This window comes from Algoriphagus limi, from assembly GCF_024919275.1.
GTDB classification, from domain to species: domain Bacteria; phylum Bacteroidota; class Bacteroidia; order Cytophagales; family Cyclobacteriaceae; genus Algoriphagus; species Algoriphagus limi.
The window spans coordinates 782,700-797,864 of record NZ_JANWGH010000003.1; the positions used below are offsets into that span (position 1 = coordinate 782,700).

Below are 15,165 nucleotides of genomic sequence, written 5' to 3' on the forward strand. Positions count from 1 at the left end.
AAAATATCAAAAGGCTATCGCTAAAAACGGTAGCCTTTTTTGTTGAAAAGAAGTATTTTGAAGATTCAACTTAACGATTCACCCAATCATGAGAACCTTACTAGGAAGTTTATTTCTGTTGCTTTTCACCTTTTCCTCTTGGGCGCAGCAGCAGCCCTTAAAGAACTCCAATTATTACGAACTCCGAATTTACACGGCCCACCCGGGCAAATTGCAAGATTTAGTCAGCCGGTTTGAAAATCATACAAGGTTTCTTTTTGAGAAAGCAGGGATGGAAAACATCGCCTATTTTCTGCCGAATGATCCCGATGAAAACAAGTTATACTACATCCTAGGCTATCCTGATGTGGAATCTCGGGATCAAATGTGGCAGAAGTTTTTGAATGATCCAGATTGGAAAAAAGTATATGAAGAATCCAGAAAAAATGGTCCTTTGGTTCAATCCATTCAGGAAACATTTATGGTTCCGGCCCCGGGATTAAATGAAAAGTCTATTTCAGGTAATTCTGGAATTTTTCAGCTTCGAATCTATACCTGCTTCGATAATAAACTACCTAATCTCGAAAAGCGGTTTAAAGATCATACCCAAGATTTGTTTGCAAAGCAAGGCCTGATAAATTACCCTTATTTCGAAACAGTCGAAAAGGACGGAAGCCAACCCAAACTGGTTTATCTCCTAGGGCATCAGGATTTGGAAAGCTTTGAGCAGGCATTTTCCAATTTCATCAAAGATCCAGACTGGATCAAAGCAAGAGATGAGTCAGAAAAGAATGGAAAAATTGTAGAGAAGGTGGATGCTGTGTTTTTGAAGACCTTGCCTTTCTCGTCAATAAAATAACTTATTAAAAATCATAAACGGTAAATAGTAAGGAGTATTCAATATTGCTTACTATTTACCGCTTACAAATCATCCTACCGCTCTACCTCTTTCAAATTCTCGATTTTCTTGTTTCTCAAGAATCCATTGATGTCTTCGAAGTGCTCTTTTATGCGTTTGTTTCCAAATTCAAAAACCTTGGTAACCAAACCATCCAAGAAGTCTCTATCATGAGAAACTACGATTAATGTACCATCGAAAGCCTTTAAGGCATCTTTGATGATGTCTTTTGTTTTCATGTCCAGATGGTTGGTAGGTTCATCAAGGATCAATAGATTCACTGGTTCCAGTAATAATTTGATCATCGCTAATCGGGTCTTTTCACCACCAGAAAGGACTTTTACTTTTTTGTTGATGTCGTCACCTTTAAACATAAAGGCTCCTAGGATATCCTTGATTTTAGTTCGGATTTCACCTACCGCGATATGATCGATAGTTTCAAAAATAGTCAGGCTTTCATCCAAAAGTGAAGCTTGGTTTTGGGCGAAATAGCCTACCATGGCATTGTGTCCCAATTCACATTTTCCTTCGAAATCAATCTCGCCCATGATGGCTTTGATCATGGTGGATTTACCTTCTCCGTTTTTCCCGACGAAGGCTACCTTTTGTCCCTGCTCAATAGTCATGGAAGCATCTTTGAAAACCACATGGTCTCCATAGGATTTGCTCATTTCGTCCACGATCACTGGATATTTTCCGGATCTTGGAGAAGGAGGGAATCGCAACTTTAAGGCTGAAGTATCCACTTCATCCACTTCAACTATTTCCAGTTTCTCGAGCATTTTTACCCGGGATTGCACCTGAAGCGTTTTGGAATAGGTACCCTTAAATCGCTCGATAAATTCGGTAGTCTCAGCGATAAATTTTTGCTGTTCTTCGTAATGCTTCTGCTGCTGTTCTCGACGTTCTTTACGGAGTTCCAGATAGTGACTGTATTTCGCCTTGTAGTCATAAATCCGTCCCATAGTCACCTCTATAGTTCGGGTGGTGATATTATCCACAAAAGCCCTGTCGTGAGAAATGACTACCACAGCTTTAGCCTTATTCATCAGAAACTCCTCCAACCATTGTATAGACTCTATATCTAGGTGATTGGTAGGCTCATCTAATAGAATCAGATCGGGCTCTTTCAAGAGAATTTTAGCCAGTTCTATCCGCATTCTCCAACCACCGGAAAATTCCGAAGTAGATCGATTTAGGTCCTCCCTTTTGAAACCAAGCCCCAACAATACCTTTTCCACTTCTGCCTCATAGTTCACTTCTTCGATTGCATAGAACTTTTCGCTCAGTTCAGAAACCTTTTCAATGAGTTTGAAATAGTCCTCCGATTCGTAATCCGTTCGCCTAGTCAACTCCTCATTGATTTGATCTATTTCAGACTTCATATTCAGGTAGTCAGCAAAAGCTTTTGCTGTTTCTTCAGCAACTGTGCAATCATCTGAGGTAAGGAGATGCTGAGGCAGATAGGCGACTACAAAATCCTTTGGATAAGAGACTGAGCCAGAACTTGGTTTATTTACTCCGGCAATGATTTTAAGCAAAGTTGATTTGCCTGCTCCGTTTTTGCCCATAAGGGCTATTTTATCAGTAGGATTGATGGCAAAAGAAACATTGCTGAAAAGGGTGTTGCCGCTGTGAATGACAGCGATATTATCGACAGAAAGCATAATTTAATTTTTCGAAGCACAAAGGTAGATGGATCTCTTTGATTAAGCGCAAAGGCAAATAAAAAACCGCTTCGAATTCAATCGAAGCGGTCTAAATATATTTTCAGGATCTGAGCAGATTATTTATGCTCCAACTCCCAAAGCTTTTGCCATAGTTTCTCCGATTTCAGCTGGGGATTCTGCTACATGAATACCATTTTCTCTCATGATGCGCATTTTTGCCGCAGCGGTATCATCCGCTCCACCGATGATAGCACCGGCATGGCCCATTCTTCTTCCTGGAGGTGCTGTTTGTCCAGCGATGAATCCTACAACAGGCTTTTTGTTCCCTGTTTCACGAATCCATCGAGCAGCTTCCGCTTCGTAGTTTCCACCGATTTCACCAATCATTACGATTGCATCAGTTTCTGGATCGTTCATCAGCATTTCTACAGCTTGCTTGGTAGAGGTTCCGATAATTGGATCCCCACCGATACCAATTGCGGTAGATACACCAAGACCTGCTTTTGCTACTTGATCAGCAGCTTCATAAGTTAAAGTACCTGATTTAGATACGATGCCGATTCTCCCTTTTTTGAAAACAAAGCCAGGCATGATTCCTACCTTTGCTTCTCCCGGAGTGATTACACCCGGGCAGTTTGGTCCGATAAGAATAGCACCTCGCTCTTTGATGTAAGGCTTAGCACGCATCATGTCAGCTACTGGAATTCCTTCTGTGATTGCGATAATCACTTTAATTCCTGCATCAGCAGCTTCCATAATCGCGTCCGCAGCAAATGCTGGCGGAACAAAGATGATAGAAGTATCTGCACCAGTCTTTTCCACAGCTTCTTCTACAGAATTAAAGACAGGCTTGCCCAAATGCATCGTTCCTCCTTTACCAGGAGTAACACCACCCACAACCTGGGTACCGTATTCGATCATTTGCTGCGCGTGAAAAGAGCCTTCAGAGCCGGTGAATCCTTGTACGATCACCTTGGAATTTTTATTGACTAGTACACTCATGCTTCGTTTGTTAAAGTTTCGCACAAAAATAAAAGAAAGCGTCCGCTGACAAAAGAAAAGCAAAACAATATCCACGTAATTCTGCATTTCCGATCTTTTTATAACTTGTGAATCATGAATCGCTACCTCTTTTTGGGTTTATGCCTTGGTTTTCTCTTAGTTGGCGGAAATCTGTCTGGTCAAACTTTTAAGTTTGATTTGAATCCTAAAGGGGTAGACCTTCCTGTTCAAAATATTTTCCAAATCGAACAGGACACCTTGGGGAGGATCTGGTTTTCCACCTCCCGAGGCGTTTTTTATTCAGATGGGATTCAAACTTATTCCATTCCAGATAGCCTTAGATCAGAGTTTGATTATCAGATTTCCATTCATAGAGATGGGGATGGTGCCATTTGGCTTTATAATGATCGTGGTGAGTTCAAGTTTTATAAAGGAGGGTATGGAATCTGGGAGGAAGTTCAATTTCAAGGAATAGAGGATGTCGGAATTCTGGGTTTTATAAAATTCTTCACCAAAGGGAAGGGCCGACAAAAGGAATATTTGATTGATGTTCCGGATTACCTTTTACATTTTGAGGGTACGGAGGAAGCAAAAAAACTTTACAAAGAGCCTTTTAAAAATGTAGCACTAACCCATTGGGGAGGTGATGAAGAACAATCGATATTTTATTTTTTAGGGTTTGGCCCTTATGTTTTCAAAAATAATTGGGAACCCGTGCGATTAGGAGGGATAGCTTTACCCTCTCCCCCTTTGATGGTGAAAAAATGCTTTGAGACCGGAGAGTTTTATTTTTTGGGAAAAGGATACTTGGCAAAAGGTTCTTCTTTTACCAATCCAGAAGTTATAATTGACCGTAATTTTGATCAAAATTACCCTTCCTACAACAACCTTTTGGGAATGGAATTTTCGAAAGGCAGTGTGTTTTACTTTTTTAATTCAGGTCTGAGAAAATTGAAATTTGGTTCTTTCCGTCCCTTGTTGATTGATTCAGAGGATATCTTCCGCGTATTCATGTTGCAGGACTTTATGATTGATCAGGAAGGTTTGCTGTGGTTAGTGAGTAGTAGAGGAGTAGCCAATATCAATAATTTGGCTTTTCAGAATTACTCTCGACTACAATCGGGTTTGCTTTCTGATGAGGTGACTGCCATTACGCTTTTGCCATCTGGAGAATATCTGCTCGGTTTTAACAATGGGATTCAAAAAATATCAAGAACCGGTGTCAAGACCTTGTATGAATATCCTTCTTCTGGGGTCGCGCCTACTAGCCGAATCGTTAATTTTTCTGAAGCTGTGGATGGAAGCGTTTGGTTTTCTGCCTCATTTAATGGAATCGGGAGAATTGATTTACAGACAGAGCGATTCGAGATTTTTACTCCGCCTGAAGAGGAAAATATCGCATCAGTTCAAGTTGCCGGCGATAGTTTGATTATTACCAGTTCGCGAAATCTCTATTTGGCATCCATTAATGATCGAGGTGAAGATCTGTATAAAAACGGAATTCGAGAGGAACTGGAAGAGGTCTTTGAGGGAAATTTTTATCATCTGCGAAAAGCCGGGAAACTTTCGGATGGAAGATTGATAATCATGCGTGCAAGTCGCTTAGAAAATCCTAAGCCTTTGATCCAATTACCAGGGATATTAATTGCAGAAGGTTATGACTATCAAGAAACAGAGCAGGGATTACTTTTAGGTACTGAGGGTGGTGTAAAAAGGATTTCTGGCGAGGAGGTTGAACCATACTTTCCTGTTGGCAAACCGATTAATAATCCTGTTTTTTCCATTTTGGAGGATAGTCAGGGAGCAAAATGGTTTGGTACTGATGATGGAGTTTTTAAATACACGGGAGATTCTTTGCTTCATTTCAATGATAAATCAGGCCTGCCAAATAATGAAACCAATAGAGGAGCATTAATTGAAGGAAATGACAATCGAATCTTGATAGGGACGGTTGAAGGATTGACGATTTACTTTCAAGATGAAAAGTTTATTTCTAAGGGTGTGCCTCGATTGAATCTAAATTCTGTCAAACTTGGAGGTGAGGAGATGCTGGGAAAATCCAATTTGAAGACCTCTTTTTCGAACAATACTCTTGAAATTGATTTTTCTGCTATCGCATTCAATCGTGAGAAGGAATTATGGGTTCAATACCGACTTTTAGGTTTGGAAGAAGACTGGGAATTGCTGAAAGACCCCAAGTCTAATCGGATTTTTTACCCAAATATTCCACCAGGAGATTATCAATTTGAAATCAAGGCTTCTTTTGAAGAAGATCGATTTTCACCGACTCTGCAGACAGCTTCTTTCGAAGTTCTTCAGCCTTTTTACCTTCGTTTTTGGTTTATCGTGCTGGCTGCCTTATTCCTCATTGGGTTGGGCTTTTTGATCCAGTCCTTTTATGCGCAACTTCGAAAATTGGGGATCTTAAAAACTGTTGTTGATCGAAAAGATCAAGAGAAAAGTAGGGCTGAAGAACAATTCAAAAATGTGTGGGACAGTTCGAAGGATGCGCTTTTGCTAACCATTGATGGGGAGAAAATAATTGCTGCAAACCCAGTTTTTACCAATTGGGTGCTCCGAAAAGGAGAGAGTCTGGAGGGTGAAAATCTTTCTGAACTTTTGAATGATTCATTGTTTTTCGAAAGCTATCACTCAATAATTAAGGATTTGCCTGAATCAGGGCTGACCTTTGAAAAAGAAGTTTTTTGGCCTTTGGGTAAAATGGAGATGGAGGTATACACCAAAAAGATTCCATCAAAAATGGAAAGCGGTCAGTTGTTGCTTACAGTTTTTAGAGATGTGACAGCAGAAAAAGAAATTGAAAATAACCTTAGGGATGCAAAAGAAAAGGCAGAAGAAGCCAACCGGTTTAAAACAAGTCTTCTTTCCAATGTAAGTCATGAAATTCGCACTCCGCTAAATGTTATTCTTGGAGGAACGGAGCATGTCATGATGACTAGGCAGAACGATCCCAAATTGCTTTCTGAACTTGATATCATTCTTCAAAGCGGAGAGCGCTTATTGGCTACCATTACTTCCATTTTGGATATGGCTAAAATCGAAGCTAAGAAAATGGATATTATCCGAACAGAGACGGAGATCAATCCATTCGTTGAAAAAGTGATTCGGCCTTTGGATTCGCTAGCTTCTAAGAAGGGCTTGAAGATCGAAAGAAAGTTTTTGAAGAAAAACCTGAAAGGAAATATCGATCAGCGCTTTACAGAAATGATACTCAATAATTTGATAGGAAATGCTATCAAATACTCTCACCAAGGTGATATTACAGTTACAGTTTCAGAAGAAAATAGAAACTTGATTCTAGAAGTTGCTGATCGAGGAGTGGGAATTTCGGAGGAGTTTTTGCCTAAGGTTTTCCAGCCATTTGAGCAAGAAAGTACCGGGCATCATCGGCAATTTGAGGGAACTGGATTGGGTATGGCCATCACCGAAAATCTGGTAAAAATTCTAGGTGGTACTATTCACCTGACAAGTAAAAAAGGTCAGGGAACATTAGCTCGAGTTGAAATTCCATTGTCAGATTCATAATTTTTGTATTTTCCCATTTAGATTCATTTTGACTTAATCGTACATGTTTAGCCTTAAAATCCTCATCGTAGAAGATGACTCTGTTTCTGCACTGTTACTTCAGCGAGCTTTAGAAAAAAATAACCATGAAATCATCGGTATTGCAGATACAGGCGAAAAGGCTTTAGATATTTTGGAAGAGCAGCAAGCAGATATCGTGATGATGGATATCAACTTAGCTGGAGATCTAGATGGAATCAAAACGACAGAGATTATCAATGAGAAATATGATATTCCTGTCGTCTATCTCAGTGCGAGTTCCGATGCCGAAACACTAAACAAAGTAGTCGGTACAAATCCTAGTGCTTACGTTATCAAACCTTTCAATATCCGCGAACTCAATATGGTGATTGAGTTGGCGATTTTTAAGGACAGAAAGGAAAAAGAGCTTCAGAAGTTAAATAATGAATTGGAGGAAAAAGTCCGGATCAGAACGGCTGAACTTTATGAGGCCAACAAGGAATTAACCAAGGCATTGGAAAAGGAACGAGAGATTAATGAATTAAAATCCCGAATTGTCTTAAACGTTTCCCATGGTTTCAAGACTCCATTGACCTCTATTTTGAGTTCGGCTCAATTACTTCAGATGTATGCAGAAAAAGATCATCCTTTCAAGCCAAAAATTACGAAGCATGCCTTCAAAATTGAAAATTCCGTCCGGGCTTTAAATAATCTATTGACTAGTGTCTTGTTCTTTGGAAAGGCTGACGCCAACCAAATGGAATTCAAGCCTAAGAAGATGTTTTTGGGTGCCTTCGTGAAGGAAGTTTTGGATACGGTCAAGGCAGGAATTGAAAATGGTGTGAAAATCACCACCAATTTGGGTAAGCTTCCAAAGACAATTACATCAGATTCTGAGCTTTTATATCAAGTTTTTGAAAATTTACTTTCCAATGCCATTAAGTATTCAAAAGACAATGGAGATGTGATTTTTACCTTGGACTTCGAAGATGGATTTTTAAAAGGCAAAGTGGAGGATTTTGGGATAGGAATTCCAAAGTCCGAACAAAGTCAGCTATTTGACCGTTTTTTCCGAGCAAAGAATGTTGGTATTGTCGAAGGTTCAGGCCTTGGACTTTCCATCGTCAAAAAGTGTTTGGAAGTAATGAATGGAGATATCACTTTTACAAGTGAAGTAGGGAAGGGGACGACCTTCGAGGTTTCCATTCCTGTAAAATAAACCTATGCTTTTCTTTACGAAGAATCTTCAATTTGCCTATCCAGGACAGGCTATTTATCATTTTGAGGATATTTCGCTTAATGCGGGAGATTCTCTATTGGTTTTAGGGAAATCAGGAAGCGGAAAAACGACCCTGTTAAATTTGCTTTCAGGTTTGCTGACTCCTGCATCTGGAGAAGTTGTTTTGGATGGAGTTGTCGTTAATTCTCTAAAAGGGGTCAAAGCAGATCGATTCCGAGGAGAGAACATCGGAATTGTTTTCCAAAAGCCTCATTTATTGGCTCCTCTGACTGTCAGAGAGAACCTTCAAATGGCCCGGCATTTTTCAAAAAAAGAGGGACTTGATTTGGATCAACTTCTTGCCGATCTCAATCTTTCGCATAAGGCAAATTCCTCTGTTTCCAATCTGAGTGAGGGAGAGGCACAGCGTGTTTCCATCGCCAGAGCTTTGGTGAATAAGCCCCGATTGATTTTAGCAGATGAGCCCACTTCCAGCTTGGATGATGAAAATGCCCAAAAGGTGATCTCACTTTTGCAAAATCAGGCAGCAAAAATTGAAGCGGCATTGATTATTGTGACCCATGATCAGCGCGTGAAAGATCAAATCTCAAACTTTATTCAAGTGCAAACCCCATGAATTTACTGAAGCTAAGTTGGAAATATCTGACCCATAAGCCGCTGACTACAGGGCTAAATGTGCTTCTTCTAGCCTTGGGCTTAGCAATTATTACGGTGCTGCTTTTGGTTCAAGATCAGTTTGAAAAGAAAATGACTCAAGATGCTGCAGGGATTGATTTAGTCGTGGGCGCAAAAGGAAGTCCTCTGCAATTGATTCTTTCCAGTGTTTATCATGTAGATTTTCCAACGGGAAATATTCCCATGGATGAGGCAATGCGCTTATCAAGAAACCGACTAGTCAAGCAGACCATTCCTTTGGCTTTGGGGGATAATTACCAAGGTTATCGCATAGTCGGAACCAATCATGATTATCTTAATCTATACGATGCTGCCTTTTCATACGGGAATGCCTGGAATGAACCATTTGAAGTTGTTCTAGGAGCGACTGTAGCCGAGAAATCAGGGATGAAGCTTGGAGAAACTTTCTCCGGAAGCCATGGAATCAGTCAGGGAAGTCATGATCATGATAAGCATGCATTTAAGGTTGTAGGGATACTAGAACCAAAAGGGAATGTTTTGGATAGGTTGGTTCTTACTTCCATCGAATCTGTTTGGTATACCCATGATGAGGAAGGAGAAGAAGAGTCAGAAGTGTCGGATGAGGACCATGAAGAACATTTTCATCATGAAGTTGCAAAATCAGGATTCCCTCAGACTGATGAAGACAGGGAAGTAACTTCTTTGTTGATCCAATATAGAAGTCCTATGGCGGCTGTTCAGCTTCCCCGTATGATCAATTCTAACACTTCCATGCAGGCGGCTTCTCCCTCTTTTGAAATTTCACGCTTGTTTGAACTGTTGGGAATTGGGGTGAAAATCCTAGAGGGGTTGGCTTATGTTCTCATCGTGATTTCGGGTTTGGGGATTTTTATTGCTTTGTATAACTCTCTGAAGGAGCGACGATATGATTTAGCGGTTTTGAGAGCAATTGGTGCAAGCCGTTTTGATTTGTTGATTTTGATCCTGCTCGAGGGAATTAGCCTTACCTTTTTGGGTTCAATCTTGGGGATTTTACTAGGTCATGGCTTTTTGTTGGTATTGGCTTCTCAAAATGAAACCGGTGTCGGGGCTGGATTGGAAGCATGGATTTTCTTACCTGCCGAACTTTGGATAGTTATTTATGCGTTATTTATAGGTCTTTTGGCTTCCTTGATTCCAGCTTGGTCAGCTTACCGAACAAGTATTGCAGATCAATTGACCAAAAAATAATTGAAATGAAAATGAATAAAACATACGGATTACTTATTGGTGCCTTCACCATCTTTATGATTGCGTTAAGCCCTGCAAAAGCTCAGGACACAAATGTATGGCGAAGCCTGGCAGAAGTGAGTTATAAAATCAGTGAGGATGAATTTGGTGAATTGTACGTACCTGTTTTCTCTGATAAAATCCAAAAGCTCGAAGGAACAGTTGTAGAGGCTGATGGCTATATCATTCCATTTGAAGGGATGTTTAAGCCAGAGCATATTATTCTATCCAGCCTTCCTCTTGCTGAATGTTTCTTTTGCGGCTCCGGTGGTCCCGAAACAGTGATGGAAGTAATGCTCCGAGATCCGATAAAATACACCTCGAAGCGGGTACGGGTAAGAGGCAAATTAACCTTGAATGCTAAAGATCCGGAAAAGCTCATGTACATCTTACAAGATGCAGAGCTAGTTCAATAGCTTTACATAAATTCACTTTCCAACTTCTTGAAACGGTCAAGCAAGTCCATTGAAACTGGGCCTGGTTGGCCGTTTCCTATTTTTTGCTCGTCGATTTGCGTGACAGGTAGAAGGATTTTTGTAGTGGAGGTAATAAATGCTTCATCCGCCTCCAATGCTTCAATCAGGGTTAATGGGCGTATGTGGACAGGTACCTTTGCCAAGTTGATAATATTTTTGCGAGTGATACCCAAGAGGATGTTTTCCGAAGGAGTGATGATTTCTCCATTTTTTACAATGAAGAAATTGCTTCGGGAGCTTTCGCTCACATACTTGTTTTGGTGATATAAAACATCTTCTGCGCCCTGTTCCTTCCAGATATGGGAATGCCATACGGCTAGGGCATAGTTGGTGGTTTTGATGGAGGCGATAGGTCGAACGTGCTCCAAGGACAGGAGCTTGATGCCTTTTTCATACTTTTCCTTGGAAGGGAAAATTAAATCTTCAGCAAAAATGAAAAGCTTGCCTTGGGCGGGCGAGAAATGATTTTCTGAAACACCCCCACTTAATACCATCCGGATTCCTCCTTGTTTTAGGTCGTTTTTTTCTATTAACTCTCTGATAATAGCCCGTAGTTGCTCCCTTGAATAAGGAAGAGGGAGGTAAGTTTTTGCAGCAGAATTTATGAAGCGATCCAAATAATCTTCCAGAAAAAGTGGCTGGTAATTTACCGTTCGGAAGAAATCAAAAATCCCATATCCACGAATCAATCCGAGGTCGGTTGGATGAATAGTTGCATCTTGGGTTGGGATAAATTTTCCGTCAGCGAAACAAAAAGGCTTCATTTTTTCTCAATTTTTGGTTAAAAATAGCACTAGGAATTTATATTTGCCTCATCAATTTTTACATTCAAAAAATTTAACTTAAAAAAGAATTAATTGTAAATTACTTGTACAAATACTCCTAGACATGAAGAGATACACATTCATTTTTACTTTATTGTTGATTTCATTGTTAGCTGCCTGTGGCTCAAGTCTTTCCGAGGAAAATAAAAACCTTCGAGCAGATGTGATAGCTGTTCATGATGAAGTAATGCCTCTGATGGGGAAATTGAAAAATTTGGAACGAGAGGCTTTAAATCGAGCTGAGGAGCTGGAGTCCAATCCTGAAGTTGATTCAGTTCAAGTCAATGAATTGAAGTCTTTAGCTTATGATTTATCTCAGGCTCATGAAGGCATGTTCGTTTGGATGCGTCAATATGATACTGAAGACGGGGAGCGGACTCCAGAAGAAGTGAAAGCTTACCTAGAGGAACAGATGTCTATGGTTCAGAAGGTTAACGAAGACATCAAAGCAGCTTTGGCAAGAGCTGATGAATTACTAGGAACTGAATAACTCAATAATTATCCGGTTTCGATTTTAGGAATTCCTCTACTTGGGATGAGGTGATTACACCTTCTTCCATACCCCAAATATTGTAAAGGTAGGTAGTGATCTGAGCGATGTCTAATGGCTTTAAGGCTGTATTTGGAGGCATAGCTTGATCATACTTTTCCCCGTTTACCGTAATTTCTCCAGTTTGCCCATGTCTCATGATCCAGACGGTGCGATGCATACTTTCACGAAAGTAATCGGCATCACGCAAAGGCGGAATCAGTTTTCCTAGACCTTTCCCATCGTTTTGGTGGCAATTACCGCAGTAATTTTCATAAAGAGTTTTACCATGAATGGCATATTTCATTACCTCTGGGTCAGAAATTTCCGATAGGTAATTTTCCTCTTGGGTACTTTTTGGGGCACAGGCCACAATCAAAGCTAGAAAAAGACCCCAAAGGCTATGTTTCATGGTTTTAGCAATTTGGGAATATCTCGCATCAATCGATCGACTTGATCACTTTTTGTACCGTCATAGACTCCTCTAATATGGCCTTCTCCATCTACAAGCACAAAGGCTCCACTATGCAAGAATCCGCCCGGTTCATTTTGATCTTCCATTGCAGTGGTGAGATAACTGGTTTGGCCAATCTCATAAATCTTTTCCGCATCTCCGGTTAGGAAATTCCAGGTGTTAGCGTCTTCTACTCCAAGTTTTTCAGCGTACGTTTTTAAAACCTCTTGGGTGTCATGAGTTGGATCTATTGTGTGACTTAAGATGAGAAAATTTGGATTGTCTTTATAAGTCTCATATACGCGGAGCATTTCCTTTTTCATAATAGGACAAATGGTCGGGCACGTTGTGAAAAAGAAATCTGCCACATAGATTTTGCCTTTTACATCTTCCTTCGAGATGGTGTCTCCCAGTTGGTTAATGAATTCGAAATCTGCTATCTCATGGTAAACTGTATCATAAAGGATTTTCCCTTCAATTTCAATTTCATTGATATGCCAATTTCCTAGAATGGGAAGTTTGGTGTTTTCCTCTTCCTGTTTGGTCCCTTGACACTGCCAAAAGAAACTAGAAATTAGGACGATCCCCAAAAGCCGAAATGTATTTCTCATCATGCCGATTATTTTGTTCTATACTTTTTATAAATCTTGATGCCAGTCATCAAGAAGACTCCCAGTCCAACTAACCCGACAATTCCCCAAATCATACTGAGGGTATTTTTCAATACAATCAGGAAGACAATGGCAAAAAGGAGAAGTGTGGAGACTTCGTTCCAAATTCGTAACTGAGTGGAAGTCCATCGAGTTCGTCCTTTTTGAATTTCTTTGAAAAGAAAATGACAGCCTAAATGGTATGCATATAAAAGGACGACAAAAGCCAGTTTGGCATGCATAAAACCTAATTGCAGATAGCCCATCCTATAGCTCAGAATCCACAATCCAAAGATCAAAGTCAATATGGCTGAAGGCCAGGTAATGATGTACCAAAGTCGGGAAGCCATCAAATCCAATTGTGGCTTAAGGATTGCCCGCTCGGATTCAGGGCGCTCCATGGCCTCTGTTTGGTAGATAAACAATCTGACGATATAAAAAAGACCTGCAAACCAGGTGACTACAAAAATGATGTGCAGTGCTTTGATGTATTCAAACCCCATTTTCAGAATTTTGGGCTAAATTAAGGCCAATTGCTCTGAACCCCTAATGATTTGAACAAGTCTAGACTTATATTTCTGCTGATCGGATTATTAATTTTTGTCCTGGTGATTTACATCAGTAAGGAAAGCCTGACTCAGCCTGGCTTTGAGCGCTTTGAAGGCAAATATGAGGAAATTGGTTTTTACCGAAATGAAAATAATACCGGGCCTGTAAAAAGGATTTATGCCATTCATGTCCTAGAAGAAGAACCAAATTGGATGAAGGAATTTGGTGAGACTTTGCCACATACTAAATATGGAAAAACCACGGTTTATTTCTTTTCAGAAAAAATTCAAGATAAAATAGCCTTGTCGCCAACTGAACCTTCTTTTCCAGAAGAATGGTCCCCAAATTTAATAGCGACTTTTGAAAAATCACCGATGGGCGAAGTCCGATTTACATATCAAGATCATGATTAAAAACCGGAAATCTTTAGAAGAGTACAAGGCTGGTATTTTGGAAGGAAATCGAGCGATTTTGGCTCAGGCAATAACCTTGGTTGAAAGTAATCTTTCCACAGATTCGGAGTTGGCCAGTTCGCTGGTTCAAGAAATTTTACCTTATTCTGGAAAGTCAATCCGGATTGGAATTACTGGAGTCCCGGGAGTGGGGAAAAGTACATTCATTGAGGCTTTTGGGAAAATGCTCTTGGAGAAGGGTAAAAAGGTGGCAGTTTTAGCTGTAGATCCTTCCAGTCAAAAAACTAAAGGAAGTATTTTGGGCGATAAAACTCGGATGGAAAAATTAGCTGCTGATCGTCGGGCTTTCATTCGGCCTAGTCCTTCCGGTTCTACTTTGGGTGGTGTCAGTGCCAAAACACGCGAAGCCATGCTTCTTTGTGAGGCGGCTGGTTATGATGTGATATTGGTGGAAACTGTGGGAGTGGGACAGTCAGAAACAGCCGTGAAGGGAATGGTGGACTTTTTCCTTTTGTTGATGTTGGCAGGAGCTGGAGATGAGCTTCAAGGAATCAAGAAAGGAATCATGGAGATGGCTGATGGGATTTTGATCAATAAAGCCGATGGGGAAAATATCCAAGCTGCTAAGAAGGCAAAAACTCAATATCGCAATGCACTTCATTTATTCCCCCCATCAGAAAATGGCTGGTATCCATCGGTAATTTCAGGTTCATCTTTGACAGGGGAGGGACTCGATCAATGCTGGGAAATCATTGAAAAATTTGAGAAACAAATGCAAGGCTCTGGATTTTTTGAAAAAAATCGAGCCGAACAGCGTCTAAAATGGTTGGATGAGTATGTTCAATATTTGCTTGGGAAAGCATTTCACGAACAGACTATGGTCCAAAACTTATTGGATTCTGAAAAAGAACATGTGAAAGCTGGCACGCTTAGTCCTTTGACGTTTGCCCGAAAACTGGTAAATGTCTTTTTTGAAAATTTTCAGCAAAAGAAACCTTAGATCAATAGTGAAAAGAAGTCGAATTCTATT

General features: G+C 40.3%; 15 protein-coding genes. 9 read left to right on the top strand and 6 right to left on the bottom strand.

From position 1 onward, the window contains the following. Nucleotides 1–88 precede the first annotated feature (88 nt). Nucleotides 89–838: an NIPSNAP family protein gene (locus NY014_RS15610; protein WP_259415471.1), complete on the top strand. Its 750-nt coding sequence runs from the start codon at nt 89–91 to the stop codon at nt 836–838. A gap of 74 nt (nt 839–912) precedes the next feature. On the opposite strand, the gene NY014_RS15615 is transcribed toward NY014_RS15610, so the two are convergent. Further along, nucleotides 913–2,544: an ABC-F family ATP-binding cassette domain-containing protein gene (locus NY014_RS15615; RefSeq protein ID WP_259415472.1), complete on the bottom strand. Its 1,632-nt coding sequence runs from the start codon at nt 2,542–2,544 to the stop codon at nt 913–915. 123 nt (nt 2,545–2,667) lie between these two features. After that, the gene (sucD, locus tag NY014_RS15620) at nt 2,668–3,549 is read right to left on the bottom strand and encodes a succinate--CoA ligase subunit alpha (RefSeq protein ID WP_259415532.1); all 882 of its coding nucleotides are present in this window, start codon (nt 3,547–3,549) and stop codon (nt 2,668–2,670) included. A 114-nt stretch (nt 3,550–3,663) separates the two neighbouring features. On the opposite strand from sucD, the gene NY014_RS15625 reads away from it, so the two are divergent. The 5 genes from NY014_RS15625 to NY014_RS15645 are packed head-to-tail and all read left to right on the top strand — an operon-like array spanning nt 3,664 to nt 10,656. After that, nucleotides 3,664–7,095: a sensor histidine kinase gene (locus tag NY014_RS15625; protein WP_259415473.1), complete on the top strand. Its 3,432-nt coding sequence runs from the start codon at nt 3,664–3,666 to the stop codon at nt 7,093–7,095. A gap of 43 nt (nt 7,096–7,138) precedes the next feature. Continuing rightward, nucleotides 7,139–8,314: a hybrid sensor histidine kinase/response regulator gene (locus NY014_RS15630; protein WP_259415474.1), complete on the top strand. Its 1,176-nt coding sequence runs from the start codon at nt 7,139–7,141 to the stop codon at nt 8,312–8,314. 4 nt (nt 8,315–8,318) lie between these two features. After that, nucleotides 8,319–8,951 carry an ATP-binding cassette domain-containing protein gene (locus NY014_RS15635; RefSeq protein ID WP_259415475.1) on the top strand — a complete coding sequence of 211 codons (633 nt, stop codon included), beginning with the start codon at nt 8,319–8,321 and terminating at the stop codon, nt 8,949–8,951. Next, nucleotides 8,948–10,201, top strand: a complete 1,254-nt coding sequence (locus tag NY014_RS15640; RefSeq protein ID WP_259415476.1) for an ABC transporter permease — start codon at nt 8,948–8,950, stop codon at nt 10,199–10,201. The genes NY014_RS15635 and NY014_RS15640 overlap by 4 nt, the downstream gene beginning before the upstream one ends. A gap of 56 nt (nt 10,202–10,257) precedes the next feature. Further along, nucleotides 10,258–10,656 carry a hypothetical protein gene (locus NY014_RS15645; protein WP_259415533.1) on the top strand — a complete coding sequence of 133 codons (399 nt, stop codon included), beginning with the start codon at nt 10,258–10,260 and terminating at the stop codon, nt 10,654–10,656. A gap of 2 nt (nt 10,657–10,658) precedes the next feature. Here NY014_RS15645 and NY014_RS15650 read toward each other — a convergent pair whose 3' ends face one another. Beyond that, on the bottom strand, nt 10,659–11,480 hold the full coding sequence (locus tag NY014_RS15650) for an aminotransferase class IV (RefSeq protein ID WP_259415477.1): 822 nt from the start codon (nt 11,478–11,480) through the stop codon (nt 10,659–10,661). A gap of 124 nt (nt 11,481–11,604) precedes the next feature. Between NY014_RS15650 and NY014_RS15655 the strand changes: the two genes are divergently transcribed. Beyond that, a complete protein-coding gene (locus NY014_RS15655) occupies nt 11,605–12,030 on the top strand; it encodes a hypothetical protein (RefSeq protein ID WP_259415478.1) in 426 nt (141 codons plus the stop codon). Nucleotide 12,031: 1 nt separating this feature from the next. Here NY014_RS15655 and NY014_RS15660 read toward each other — a convergent pair whose 3' ends face one another. Genes NY014_RS15660 through NY014_RS15670 form a run of 3 tightly spaced genes read right to left on the bottom strand, consistent with a single transcriptional unit; the run spans nt 12,032 to nt 13,676 of the window. Further along, the gene (locus tag NY014_RS15660; protein WP_259415479.1) at nt 12,032–12,481 is read right to left on the bottom strand and encodes a c-type cytochrome; all 450 of its coding nucleotides are present in this window, start codon (nt 12,479–12,481) and stop codon (nt 12,032–12,034) included. Then, on the bottom strand, nt 12,478–13,137 hold the full coding sequence (locus NY014_RS15665) for an SCO family protein (protein WP_259415480.1): 660 nt from the start codon (nt 13,135–13,137) through the stop codon (nt 12,478–12,480). Before NY014_RS15665 ends, NY014_RS15660 begins: the two co-directional genes overlap by 4 nt. Nucleotides 13,138–13,142: 5 nt before the next feature. After that, on the bottom strand, nt 13,143–13,676 hold the full coding sequence (locus NY014_RS15670) for a CopD family protein (protein WP_259415481.1): 534 nt from the start codon (nt 13,674–13,676) through the stop codon (nt 13,143–13,145). Between the two features lie 51 nt (nt 13,677–13,727). Here NY014_RS15670 and NY014_RS15675 point away from each other — a divergent pair, with 51 nt between their 5' ends. Further along, entirely contained in the window at nt 13,728–14,135 is a 408-nt protein-coding gene (locus NY014_RS15675; protein ID WP_259415482.1) for a hypothetical protein, read from the top strand. Continuing rightward, complete coding sequence (meaB, locus tag NY014_RS15680) at nt 14,128–15,135, top strand: methylmalonyl Co-A mutase-associated GTPase MeaB (protein WP_259415483.1); 1,008 nt, start codon at nt 14,128–14,130, stop codon at nt 15,133–15,135. Before NY014_RS15675 ends, meaB begins: the two co-directional genes overlap by 8 nt. Nucleotides 15,136–15,165 lie beyond the last annotated feature (30 nt).

Bases quoted from the DNA above. Each gene is read 5' to 3' on its own strand.
- NY014_RS15635 (WP_259415475.1), top strand. From the start codon at position 8,319: ATGCTTTTCTTTACGAAGAATCTTCAATTTGCCTATCCAGGACAGGCT.
- NY014_RS15625 (WP_259415473.1), top strand. From the start codon at position 3,664: ATGAATCGCTACCTCTTTTTGGGTTTATGCCTTGGTTTTCTCTTAGTT.
- NY014_RS15665 (WP_259415480.1), bottom strand. From the start codon at position 13,137: ATGATGAGAAATACATTTCGGCTTTTGGGGATCGTCCTAATTTCTAGT.
- NY014_RS15655 (WP_259415478.1), top strand. From the start codon at position 11,605: ATGAAGAGATACACATTCATTTTTACTTTATTGTTGATTTCATTGTTA.
- NY014_RS15670 (WP_259415481.1), bottom strand. From the start codon at position 13,676: ATGGGGTTTGAATACATCAAAGCACTGCACATCATTTTTGTAGTCACC.
- NY014_RS15640 (WP_259415476.1), top strand. From the start codon at position 8,948: ATGAATTTACTGAAGCTAAGTTGGAAATATCTGACCCATAAGCCGCTG.
- sucD (WP_259415532.1), bottom strand. From the start codon at position 3,549: ATGAGTGTACTAGTCAATAAAAATTCCAAGGTGATCGTACAAGGATTC.
- NY014_RS15615 (WP_259415472.1), bottom strand. From the start codon at position 2,544: ATGCTTTCTGTCGATAATATCGCTGTCATTCACAGCGGCAACACCCTT.
- NY014_RS15610 (WP_259415471.1), top strand. From the start codon at position 89: ATGAGAACCTTACTAGGAAGTTTATTTCTGTTGCTTTTCACCTTTTCC.
- NY014_RS15660 (WP_259415479.1), bottom strand. From the start codon at position 12,481: ATGAAACATAGCCTTTGGGGTCTTTTTCTAGCTTTGATTGTGGCCTGT.
- NY014_RS15645 (WP_259415533.1), top strand. From the start codon at position 10,258: ATGATTGCGTTAAGCCCTGCAAAAGCTCAGGACACAAATGTATGGCGA.
- NY014_RS15650 (WP_259415477.1), bottom strand. From the start codon at position 11,480: ATGAAGCCTTTTTGTTTCGCTGACGGAAAATTTATCCCAACCCAAGAT.
- meaB (WP_259415483.1), top strand. From the start codon at position 14,128: ATGATTAAAAACCGGAAATCTTTAGAAGAGTACAAGGCTGGTATTTTG.
- NY014_RS15630 (WP_259415474.1), top strand. From the start codon at position 7,139: ATGTTTAGCCTTAAAATCCTCATCGTAGAAGATGACTCTGTTTCTGCA.